This window comes from Bradyrhizobium sp. UFLA05-153, from assembly GCF_054185185.1.
In genome coordinates this window covers 1-11,109 of the sequence record NZ_JBBIAM010000191.1, presented here as the reverse complement: position 1 = coordinate 11,109, position 11,109 = coordinate 1, and the positions used below count along the sequence as shown (strand labels likewise).

The following is an 11,109-nucleotide window of genomic DNA, read 5'->3' as shown; positions in this document are numbered from 1 at the left end:
CAATCAATCAAGGCGGGGTGCGAGATCCCGACGGTCGCTGAGACCTCCCATAAACCTCGCAACGCCCGCCTCGACCCTACCATACGTGAGGCACCCAGACTTACGATCCATAACCACAGGGAGCAGTTGTGGCGCGAGCTGGTGGTTACGAATCTTCGCCAAACACGATCCTGTGGTTATGGTCCCGGGCTCGCGCTTTGCGCGCCCCGGGACGACGAGGAGAGTTTGCGGCGCCGACCTCACACAATCTCCCTTGCCCGCAAATCCGCGATCTCCGCTTCGTTAAAACCGAGCTCGCCCAGCACCGCATCCGTATCCGCGCCCAGCGCCGGCGCCATGTGGTCGAGCTTGCCGCCGCCGTGCGCGAGCTTGAAACCACTGCCAGCAAAGCGCAGGCGGCCGTAGGGCGTGTCGAGCTCCTGAATCGCGCCGCGTGCCACGATCTGCGGATGGTCGATGATCTCCTCGATTGTCCAGATACTGGCGCAGGGCGCGCCGGCGTCCTCCAAGATCGTCTCCCATTCGCGCGGGCTCTTCGTCGCAAGCGCGGCCTCAATGATCGCACGCAGCGCGGGCTCATTCTGGTTGCGGGAGAACCAGTCGGCAAAGCGCGGATCGCTGAGCGTGTCGGCGCGGCCGAGCGCCGTCATCAGTGCGCGATACTGCTTCTCGTTGTTGACGGCGAGCAGGATGTAGCCGTCGCCGCACCTGAACAGGTTCGCCGTGGTCTTGCGGCTGACCGCCTGGTTGCCCGAGAGCTGCTGGCGATGGCCGGCGACCGACCAGTCCGCGATCTGGCCCGACAGGAACGCCAGCGTCGCCTCCAGCATGGAGACGTCGACGAGCTGCCCCTTGCCGGTGCGGTCGCGCTGGTAGAGCGCGCTGGAGACGGCGAACGCCGCGGTCGCGCCCGAGAGCACGTCGCATACCGCAAAGCCCGCGCGCGTCGGCCCGGTCTCGGGATGGCCGGTGATGGCCATGATGCCGGAAAGCGCCTGCATCTTGCCGTCATAGCCCGGGCGCAGCCGATCGGGGCCGGTCTGGCCGAAGCCGGAGACGGCGCAATAGATCAGCTTTGGATTGATCGCGGACAGCGCCTCGTAGCCGATGCCGAGCTTGTCCATCACGCCCGGGCGAAAGTTCTCCATGACGACATCGACCTGCGCGGCGAGCTTCTTCACGATCGCGATCGCGTCCGGCTTTTGCAGACCGAGCGTGAGGCTGCGCTTGTTGCCGTTGATCGCCTGGAATGCCGGCGCGAGCCCGCGCTCGGCCCATTCGCGGCTGAGCGGCGTGCGGCGCATGTCCTCGCCCTCGCGCCGCTCGACCTTGATGACGTCGGCACCCAGCAGCGCGAGCTGGTAGCTCGCATAGGGGCCAGCCAGCACTTGCGTAAAGTCGAGGATCTTGACGCCTTCGAAGGGCCTCGTCACGGCGCGTTTCTCCCGTCAGGCCGCGCGGTTGCCGCGCGCGATCTCCTTCTGCTTGTCGAACTCGGCGCGCCGTCGCGCAAGTTCCTCGGGGCTTAGCTGTGCGACGTTGTTGTAGTCGAGCTTCCAGGAAGCATCCTCGCTCCAGCGCAGCGGCGACTGCATCGTGGTGCGCGGGCCGCTGGCGGACTCGAGGAGCTTCAATGCGAGCTCCAGCGTCTGCGATTGCGAAGCGACATCATGCGGCTTGCCGGCGGAATTGCCGAGCGGGAAGTCGGAGAACAAAAAGCGCGACACGGCGGCGTGCTCGACGATGTCCTTGGCGCAGCCCATGACGACGGTGGGAATGCCGTTGGATTCGAGATGCCGCGCGACCAGCGCGGTGGTCTGGTGGCAGACCGGGCAGTTCGGCACCAGCACTGCGACATCGACCTCGTCGGCGAGGCAGCGTGCCAGAATCTCCGGCGCGTCGGTGTCGAGGGTGACGCGATGACTGCGGTTGGTCGGCGCCCCGAAGAAGCGCTGGCTCACCTCGCCGATGCGCCCAGCAGCAGAGGTCTTCAGGAGCTGCGGCAGTGGAAACCAGGTGCCGCTGTCGGTCGCGCTTGTATGCTTGCGGTCGTAGCCGATGTGCGAGATGCGCAAATCGTGCGCTTGCGAGCTGTCGCCGTCATAGACCTTGTAGAACTTTGCGCCGCCATTGTAGGGCGCGCCCGGCCCCTGATCGCCCTTGGTCGGATCGTAAGGCGCGGCCGTGGTGATGATGGTTACGCGCGATTGCGCCAGTGGCTTCTTCAGCGGCTGGAACGGTGCGTCGACATAGTGCGCCCACCGATACGGCGTGGTGTAGCCGATGGCCGCGTAGTAATCGCGGGTCCGCTGCATATAGGGAATGGGAGCGTCGTAGTCGGGCGCAAAGCCGAATTCATCGTCGCGCGGAGCTGACATGGGCGCGTCTCCTCGGGTTCTTGTTGCGGACAGAGTAGAGATAGTCGGCGATTTGCTCAACAGCGGGTAGGGCGACGCAGGTCTGTATTGCAGGCGTGTTGGAGCGAATTGCGCTGCTGTCCCCTCTCCCCTTGCGGGAGAGGGTGGCTCGCCGCGTAAGCGGCGAGACGGGTGAGGGGTCTCTCCCCGCGGGTAAAAATTCTCAGCGCCGAGCGCGCGGATGCAACCCCTCATCCGGCGCGCTGCGCGCGCCACCTTCTCCCGCAAGGGGAGGAGGGAAAGCAGCTCGCACGCGGCTCGACCTAGCTACCGAAAGACGTGCAGCGCTGCATATTGCAGCAGCATGATCGTCTTCGCATCCACGATGCGGCCGTCGGCGATCATCGCAAGCGCTTCGTCGATGGGCAGCTCCAGCACCTCGATCTCCTCGCCTTCGTCGGCGAGGCCGCCGCCGTCGCCAACCTTCATCTCCGGCTCGTATTCGGCGACGAAGAAGTGCAGCTTCTCCGTTACTGCGCCGGGGGTCATGAAGGCCTCGAACACCTTGTGGACGTCATGCAGGCGATAGCCGATCTCCTCCTCGGCCTCGCTGCGGATGCGCGCTTCGGGATCGGCGTCGTCGAGCATGCCGGCGGCGGCTTCGATCAGCAGGTCGTCATAGCCGTTGACGAAGGCGGGATAGCGAAATTGCCGCACCAGCACGACGGTGCGCCGCTTGCGGTTATAGGGCAACAGCGTCGCACCGTTGCCGCGGTCATAGACCTCGCGGGTTTGCGTCTGCCATTGCCCATCGTTGCGGCGCCACTCGAAGGTCGCCGCTTTCAGAATGTACTTCTTGTCCGAGAGCAGGCGGACATCTTTGACGCGGACGCGATCGGAAACGGACATGCAGGCCTCTAAGGGGTCGGATCCCGGCCGTCGAGCCACTTGGCGAACATCACCGACGTTGACTCTTCGAAGCCGAGGGACGTGTAGAACGCGCCGGCCTGCTTGTTCTCGCGGCGGACCAGGAGCTGGAGTTTTGCGATGCCGGCCTGGCGCAGCCAGTCCTCGGCGGCGGCCATGATGCTGCTGCCATAGCCGCGCTTGCGGCAATCGGGATCGACCGCGACGTAATAGATCCAGCCGCGATGGCCGTCATGGCCGACCATCGCGCTGGCCGCGATCGCATCGCCGTTCCGCCCGATCAGCACGGTCGAGTTCGCCTCGCGCCGCGCCAGCGCGATGTCGGCATGCGGATCGTTCCAGGGCCGCGTCAGGCCGCAGCGCTGCCAGAGCGCGACGACGGTTTCGACATCGGCATCCGCGATTTCGGCGATCGCGAGCGGGGAAGGGGAGACGGGCACGTTCACAGCACTTTACCGGGGTTCATGATTTGGAGGGGGTCGAGCATCGCCTTGACCTGCCGCATCAGCTCGATCGCGGTTTTGTCCTTCACCTCGGGCAGCTCGTCGCGCTTGAGCACGCCGATGCCGTGCTCGGCCGAGATCGAGCCGCCCATGCGCAGCACGATCTCGAACACGACCGCGTTGACGTCGTGCCAGCGGGCGAGGAAGTCGGCGGTATTGACCCCGACCGGCTGGCTGACATTGTAATGCAGATTGCCGTCGCCGAGATGGCCGAACGGCACCGGGCGCGCGCCGGGGATCAGCTTGACGACCGCGGCATCGGCCTCCGCGATGAAGGCGGGCACCGCGGCGACGGGAACGGAGATGTCATGCTTGATCGAGCCGCCTTCGGGCTTCTGCGCCGCCGACATCTCGTCGCGCAGCTTCCAGAAGCCAGAGCGCTGCGTCAGGTTCGCCGCGATCACGGCGTCGTCGACGATCTCCTCCTCCATCGCGCGGGTGAGGATCGATTCCAGCGTGGCGCGCGCATCGTCGCGCGGCGAGGACAGTTCCATCAGCACGTACCAGGGATGCTTCTCTTGCAGAGGATCGCGCACGTCGATGCCGTGGCGGATCGAGAAGTCGACCGCCATTTCCGCCAGGAGTTCAAAACTCGTCAGCGCGGTCGATGCCTCGCCCTGCGCGATCGTCAGGAGTTTCAGCGCCTCTGCCGGTGACTTCAGCCCGACGAACGCGGTCTCGATCGCACGCGGCTTCGGAAACAGCTTTAGGGTCGCCGCGGTGATGATGCCGAGCGTGCCTTCGGCGCCGATGAAGAGGTTATGCAGGTTGTAGCCGGTGTTGTCCTTCTTCAGCTTCGACAGCGCGTTGAGAACGCGCCCGTCGGCGAGCACGACCTCGAGCCCCAGCGCCATCTCGCGCGCGACGCCATAGGCGAGCGCTGCTGTGCCGCCGGCATTGGTCGAGAGATTGCCGCCGATGGTGCAGCTTCCCTCCGCGCCCAATGACAGCGGGAACAGTCGGTCGACCTCGGCTGCCTTCTGCTGCGCGATTTGCAGCACCACGCCGGCCTCGCAGGTCATGGTGTTGGAGGCGGTATCGACCTCGCGGATCTTGTCCAGCCGGCGCAGCGACACCACCACCTCGCCATTGTGCGGCGTCTGGCCGCCGACGAGGCCGGTGTTGCCGCCCTGCGGCACCAGCGCGATTTTGTATTCGGAGGCGAGCTTGCAGATCGCGGAGACTTCCGCAGTCGTTGCGGGCCGCAGCACCAGCGGCGAGCGGCCATGGAACAGGTTGCGCTCCTCGGTGACGTAAGGCTCGATGTCGGCCGGATCGGTCACCGCATATTTGGCGCCGACGATGGCGCGGAATTTCTCGATCAACTCGGGCGGCAGCGGCGGCATGGCAGTTCTCGTCACGTTCATCTCTTTCTTCTTCCCGCTCCTTACCGCCCGACCGCTGCGCGCCGCAGCCGGTCGTTGATCGCTTCGCCGAGCTCTTCCTCAGGCACCGCCATCACCGCGATGGCGCGCGGGCTCTTCGCATCGAGCGCGCGAAGATAGCCGAACAAATTGGCGGCGGCTTCATCGAGATCGCCGCTCGCCGACAAATTCATGACGCTTGCTGCCTGTTCGACGCCGGGCAGCACGGCCGGTCCGAAGGCGAGCAGCGCCTCGCCGGGTGCGACATCATGCGCATTGAGCCGCACGGTGGCGCGCGGGGCGTAATGCGAGGCGAGCATGCCGGGCGCGAGCGGCTGGCTGTCGTCGCTCTCGACATCTTGCGGCGGCCGCGCCAGTGGCGCGCCGAGCACGGCCTCGATCTTCTCGCGTGACAGTCCGCCGGGGCGAAGCAGCATCGGCGCCTCGAAGCAGCCGAGAATCGTCGATTCGACGCCGACCTCGACCGGCCCGCCGTCGACGATCAGGTCGATCCGCCCCGCAAGATCGCTTTCCACATGCGCCGCCAGCGTCGGGGAGACGTGGCCGGAGATGTTCGCCGACGGCGCCACCACCGCCCCGTCGAAGGCACGCAGGATCGCCTGCGCGACCGGATGGGCGGGGACGCGAATCGCGACCGTATCGAGCCCGGCGGTCGCAAGCTCAGCGACCGGGCAGTTATCCGTCTTCGGCACCACCAGCGTCAGCGGCCCCGGCCAGAAGGCTTCCGCGAGCCTCATGGCCCGCGAATCGAATCGTCCGATGCGCCTCGCCGCGGCGAGGTCGGCGACATGAGCGATCAGCGGATTGAAGGCGGGGCGGCCCTTGGCAGCGTAGAGATGGGCGATCGCGGTCGCGTTGGCGGCATCCGCACCCAACCCGTAGACCGTCTCGGTCGGGAACGCGACCAGAAGGCCCGCCGCAAGCGCCCGCGCGGCGGCATCGGTGGCGGCCGGTCCGGCCGGTAGAATCTCGGTAGTCAGGCCCGTTTTCACTGGGACAAAATTCCTCAAATCGGCCGCTTGCGGTGTGCCAAACCCGACGCTATAAGCCGCCTTCTTGTCGGAGTGTGGCTCAGCCCGGTAGAGCACTGCGTTCGGGACGCAGGGGTCGCAGGTTCGAATCCTGCCACTCCGACCAGAAATCATTAGAGTTTTTCTTCTGATTTCTGTCCTCGGTCAAGCTGACCACCGTTTCGGCCACCGAAACATACCGGCCCTTTTGGCCGATGGCGGCTGCCGCTCCCTGCAGATGGTCGGGATGATGGTGGCCATAGGTGTCCTGCAGGACCTCTGGGGACATGCCGAGGAACCCGGCGGCCTCCCAGATCGGGACGCCGCGCTGCATCAGCCAAGTCCTGCCGTGTGGCGCAACGTGTGCGGCGTGACCTTACCTGGCAGACCGGCAAGCCCCACAGCCGTTTTGAACCCCTTCTTCACCGATGCAACCGGCTTACCATTGAACTCGACGAAACAGGTGGCAACCAGCTTGCGATCCCTCCAGCGACGCAGGTGAGCGAGCAGCCGGGGCGGTATGGGCGCCGGCGTCTGGCGCTTTTTGGTGGCCCGCTTGCCGATCTGCTTGCGGTAAAAGATGCCGCGCTCAAGGTCGACGTAAGATCGGCCGGGCTCGGAGTAGGGCGACGCTGAGGCAATCGCCCCTGCCCGCGTGCCAGTGTAAAGGCCGATCAAAACAAACCGGGCGATATGTCTCAGAGGCCGGCGGTTCGTGGCGACCGGATCACCTTTTGAGGTCCCTGAATGGATCGTCTGCTTCTCCCGATGGCGCCAACAATGCCAAATCAGCGCGGCTGCTTCGTTTCGCGTGAGCCATCGGTCGCGGGCCTCGCCCTTGGGCGGAAGCGAGACCCGTACCATGCCTCGATGGAAGCCTTCTCTTGCATGATGGTTGATCGCGGCGCGAAGCGTTTCAAGGTCACGACGGGCACCTCCGCGGTTGCCGCGATGTTTGACGAAGGCCGCGCAGGTCTGAGCGTTGACCCGCGACAATTTCTTGCCGCCCCAAAACTCGTTGAGCCGCTCGATTCGGGCCTCGATCTCGAACTGCTCGCCCGGCTCGCCAATATCGGTCAAATAGATCGACAGTACGTCAGCGCAGTCGATATCCTCGATATCCTGCCGCCGGCGTTCGGGTTGATACTTTCGAGCGATGTAGTCTGCTAGAGCTTGCTCTGCTTCTGCAGGCGGCTTTGTTTGAGACGGACCCGCAACGCATCCCGTGCCGATATGGCGGTTGCCATCTTTGATAATCCAGACGGCTTGGTGAACGAGCTTTCCGTCGGTGTATCGCGCTTTTCGCTTGTACAGCCGGGCTCCTTTGCTTGGACGCGGCATAACTCCCTCATTCGTGCAATCGCTTCGAGGGTAGTATAATCTTTGTTCGCAATTCGTTCTACGACAAGGCGCCCTTTTTTGGCTTCACTTCGTAAGCCGGACGCAGTCATTGACCCGTCAGGAAAGGCAATTTTTGCCGCAGTCGCTAATCGCAGCGGAACAGATTGATCCGCGAACGCGAGCTTGTTCGTCACTTCTGACAAGACTGAATTTACAGTTGTCGTAGGCATCACTTAGAACTCGTAGGCACCTTCAATGCCTGGCAAACCGATCGAGCCCGACGAAAAGAATGAACAGAGGAAAAGTGTATAGGAGATCTCCGCCTAGCCGATTCCATGAATGAAAGCCGAGGCGGTCTAAGACCACGCCGAACATCGTTCGCGCCATGAAAACCGTTTTCGTTACGAGTTGAAGGTCTAAAAACAGGAAATCGAAAAATTGGATAGAATGTCGCGAGCATAGGCATATCGGTTGCTTGGTCCGATCGAGAAGCCGCGAACCCCGACTGTTGGCCCGCACGGAACAGACAGGTGAGCTTCACTGTGCTCGAAACCTGCAACCAGACCGCTGCGAGCGGGAGGATAATCAGTATTGCTATTTTTGCTGCATTTTCGTCTCAGTTTGCTTGCCTTTGTTGCGTTCTGGAGAGATCGCTCCGGGTGCTAAAGCGGTGCGGTCCGCGTCGGCCACGGCGCGCACGTGAGCCATGCCCTCCTGTAAGGCTGCCTCGACCCGCCTCGTAGCGGTCTTTGCTGGCGGATCACGCGCCACAATACGCTCGCTGCGCTCGCCGACCTTTGCCTGCAATGGCTCATTCGCGATCTTCTTCCCCTGCCGCCAAGCGGCGGCATTCCTCGCGAAGCAACAAGATCGCTCAACCCGCCATCCTCCGCTGACGCTGCGGGCCAAGGCTGCAGGCCAGTCGTTGCGGCGCTCAAAGATCGCCATCAAGGCCGCGATGGTTGCGGGCTTGGAAACAGCAACAGGAGATCACCATGGCTCAGATTGGCACCTTCACCCGCGCCGAAGACGGCTCGTACACTGGCACCATCAAGACGCTCTCGCTCAACATCAAGGCGCGCTTCCTTGCGGCCGAACTTTCCGAGAACGAGAAGGCTCCAAACCTGCGCGTAATGGCTGGCAATGTCGAGATTGGCGCCGCGTGGCAGCGGACTTCCAAGGACAACACCGTGTATCACTCGGTCAAGCTCGACGACCCGTCCTTCCCGGCGCCGATCTACGCCAACCTCGTGGCGGTCGATGAAGGTTACGCGCTCGTCTGGTCGCGCTGACTCCTTGCGGCGCCTCGCTTCCCGCGAGGCGCCGCGGCTCTTCGCTCATGAGAGCGGCGAGCACCGTTCTGCTCTCAGGCTATCACCGCAAATGTCAGCGTGAGCCGGCGCGCGTCGTGTGAATGCCGGCGGCAAGGAGGAGGACCACCGCCATCGGATCGAGGACGGCGACTAGCGCCAGAGTGAGCAGACGGACCGGCCGCTCGAGGTCGGTAGCCGGCGCACCGGTCAGCTCAGCGAGATATCGCAGCGGGCCGACGTCCGCCTCGGCCCGCCGGCGCTGGGCGTCAATTTTAGCTTTCTCTATCTGTAGGCTGGCGAGGGCTTGTGCCTGCTGCTGGCGCTCCGCGACGATGTCGGCACGATCGCGGCGCTTCTGGTCAGCGATCGTCATGGCGCCAACGGGTCGGCCAAGCCGTGTCGATTGATCGATGGCGGCGTCGATCTGGGCGGTACGCCGATCGAGGTCGGCGACGGTTTGACCCTGAATAGCCAGACGAGAATCGATATCGGCGGTTCTGTCTGCAAGTGCCAGATCGATGGCCATCATATGTTCGAGGTGGGCGCGCGTGAGGAAACCGAACACCCCGATCGCGTTCAGCCCCATCAACACACCTATCATCGCGACGAGAACCAGGCGCAGAAGCGGCGGCGCCGAGTTCCAATGCTCGGTCAGCCACGCCGCCGCGACGAGCTTCCCGGCTTCCAGCGCGGCGCCCATTGTGATGACGGGCCAGAACGCGCCGGCAAAGATTGCGGTGAGGCCATCGATCGAAAAGGCCGCCGATACGCAAGCAAGCGCCAGCGCCACGATGAATGCGGCGAGCTTGACCGGCATCATAGAACGCCGCGTGATCACAGTCTCAGGCATGAGCGTGACGCTGACTGCCTCTGCAACCGTCGGCGTAACATCGGTAACGGTCGATGTAACAGACGTAGTTGCGATGATCGCTTCGGCTTTCCGACGAATCAAACCGGCTTTCTCCCACGCCTTCAACCGGCGTCCGGCCCGCATCCTGTTCCAGCCCCATCGGCGCCCGAGCTCCGCCGCACTGGCAGTCACGACTCCCTCCGGCTGGGAGCGCAGCCAAGCCAAGGCCTCCATTTTATCGAATGGACGGGTCGGAATGGTTTCGGTCATGATGAGAAGTTGCTCCTCGCGTAACGGCCGGCACGACCGCATGGACGTCCTCGGCTGGCCGGTCCGGCGATGAGGCTGAGCGGTAGCGGCCGCGGGATCGAACGCTATTGCGACCGAGACCACGACGGCTCGTCAGAACTGCCGCTGGTGCCCAACTCTCGGTATCGTTCATGAACGATCCTGAGCGGACCAGTACGAACGGGCGACGGCGGCGATGCACCAGCGCTGAGTACCTTGTCCTCACGGCTCCGGGCTGCTTCCGACGTCCAACATAGGTGCCACGTGGGACGCTGCAGCTGAATGGCCAAATTGCGCGCCATAGCACGCCGCAGCCTTCCGATAGAGTGCTGCGGCGTATGGTGATGACGCGGCTCCATCACGTCGGCTGCGCGATCTCCATTATGATCGCCGTCATCCCGTCTGGCGGCCGCACCAGATCCCGCAACGTGCTGAGCGCGGGCACCCGGTTCACAGCGCCGTCGGCGAGTATCACCATCGTGAGTTGCGGCGTTTTACGAATGGTCAGACCGAACTGGATCCGCCGGCGGAAGAGCTGACTGGTAGCGATGCTATGCGGCGGCAAACAGCTGCCATCCGCAACGCCAGGCATTTCCGTCTCCTACACCATCGCCCGGTTTTGCTCTTCGGTGAAGCGCCTACGGTTTGACAGCCCGTCCGTTCCTTGCGGTGCCAAGTGATACTTACAGCGCGCGCAATTAGCAGCGCTGCTTAATTGCGCCCGGGCACTACGATGAAGCAGGGAACGCCAGTCCATTTCGTTGCCGCATTGTTCCATCCGATCGCGCCAAATGCGCAGCGAGTGCGGTGAGAGACCAGCGTTGCGCCATGCTCGGCATGTCCCATTCCACTGATGTTCATCGCTTCGACATGTATGCCTCAGAACGCCTGAAGAGCAATCGGACCGCTGTCCGTGTGCACGCCGTAGCGATTGTGCGGAGGCCTCCTTAGGAGAACCAGAGAACCCGAAATGGAACGAGAACACATCATCGAAGGGACGTGCGGGATTCGGACGGTTACGACAGCGACGCCGGCGAGGGAGTGAGGCAAGAGGCAAGGTAAGCGTCCGAAGCTTGCACTTAATCAGGCATTGACATGATCTTCGCGGACCCACGCCCACGGCAGCAATTCGTCG

General features: G+C 63.8%; 11 protein-coding genes and 1 tRNA gene. 2 read left to right on the top strand and 10 right to left on the bottom strand.

Annotated elements, in window-relative coordinates; genetic code table 11:
* Positions 1-239: 239 nt before the first annotated feature.
* The 6 genes from Q2941_RS48345 to Q2941_RS48320 form a co-directional block, all read right to left on the bottom strand.
* On the bottom strand, positions 240-1,433 hold the full coding sequence (locus Q2941_RS48345; protein ID WP_458197077.1) for a CaiB/BaiF CoA transferase family protein: 1,194 nt from the start codon (positions 1,431-1,433) through the stop codon (positions 240-242).
* A gap of 15 nt (positions 1,434-1,448) precedes the next feature.
* A complete protein-coding gene (locus Q2941_RS48340) occupies positions 1,449-2,378 on the bottom strand; it encodes a glycine reductase (RefSeq protein ID WP_458197076.1) in 930 nt (309 codons plus the stop codon).
* A gap of 306 nt (positions 2,379-2,684) precedes the next feature.
* On the bottom strand, positions 2,685-3,266 hold the full coding sequence (locus tag Q2941_RS48335; RefSeq protein ID WP_027524326.1) for an NUDIX domain-containing protein: 582 nt from the start codon (positions 3,264-3,266) through the stop codon (positions 2,685-2,687).
* 8 nt (positions 3,267-3,274) lie between these two features.
* Complete coding sequence (locus Q2941_RS48330; protein ID WP_027524327.1) at positions 3,275-3,730, bottom strand: GNAT family acetyltransferase; 456 nt, start codon at positions 3,728-3,730, stop codon at positions 3,275-3,277.
* A complete protein-coding gene (locus Q2941_RS48325) occupies positions 3,727-5,154 on the bottom strand; it encodes an FAD-binding oxidoreductase (RefSeq protein ID WP_027524328.1) in 1,428 nt (475 codons plus the stop codon). Before Q2941_RS48325 ends, Q2941_RS48330 begins: the two co-directional genes overlap by 4 nt.
* Before the next feature lie 20 nt (positions 5,155-5,174).
* The gene (locus Q2941_RS48320) at positions 5,175-6,164 is read right to left on the bottom strand and encodes an L-threonylcarbamoyladenylate synthase (protein ID WP_458197075.1); all 990 of its coding nucleotides are present in this window, start codon (positions 6,162-6,164) and stop codon (positions 5,175-5,177) included.
* A 68-nt stretch (positions 6,165-6,232) separates the two neighbouring features.
* On the opposite strand from Q2941_RS48320, the gene Q2941_RS48315 reads away from it, so the two are divergent.
* A tRNA-Pro gene (locus Q2941_RS48315) sits at positions 6,233-6,309 on the top strand.
* A gap of 206 nt (positions 6,310-6,515) precedes the next feature.
* Here the strand turns inward: Q2941_RS48315 and Q2941_RS48310 are convergent.
* Both Q2941_RS48310 and Q2941_RS48305 read right to left on the bottom strand, forming a co-directional pair.
* The gene (locus Q2941_RS48310) at positions 6,516-7,523 is read right to left on the bottom strand and encodes a tyrosine-type recombinase/integrase (RefSeq protein ID WP_458197074.1); all 1,008 of its coding nucleotides are present in this window, start codon (positions 7,521-7,523) and stop codon (positions 6,516-6,518) included.
* Positions 7,524-8,117: 594 nt separating this feature from the next.
* Positions 8,118-8,471, bottom strand: coding sequence for a hypothetical protein (locus Q2941_RS48305; RefSeq protein WP_458197073.1), 354 nt, complete (start codon positions 8,469-8,471; stop codon positions 8,118-8,120).
* A gap of 47 nt (positions 8,472-8,518) precedes the next feature.
* On the opposite strand from Q2941_RS48305, the gene Q2941_RS48300 reads away from it, so the two are divergent.
* Positions 8,519-8,815 carry a DUF736 domain-containing protein gene (locus Q2941_RS48300; RefSeq protein ID WP_458197072.1) on the top strand — a complete coding sequence of 99 codons (297 nt, stop codon included), beginning with the start codon at positions 8,519-8,521 and terminating at the stop codon, positions 8,813-8,815.
* A 94-nt stretch (positions 8,816-8,909) separates the two neighbouring features.
* Here the strand turns inward: Q2941_RS48300 and Q2941_RS48295 are convergent, their stop codons facing one another.
* A complete protein-coding gene (locus Q2941_RS48295) occupies positions 8,910-9,956 on the bottom strand; it encodes a hypothetical protein (RefSeq protein WP_458197070.1) in 1,047 nt (348 codons plus the stop codon).
* 376 nt (positions 9,957-10,332) lie between these two features.
* Complete coding sequence (locus Q2941_RS48290) at positions 10,333-10,566, bottom strand: hypothetical protein (protein ID WP_458197069.1); 234 nt, start codon at positions 10,564-10,566, stop codon at positions 10,333-10,335.
* Between the last annotated feature and the right edge of the window lie 543 nt (positions 10,567-11,109).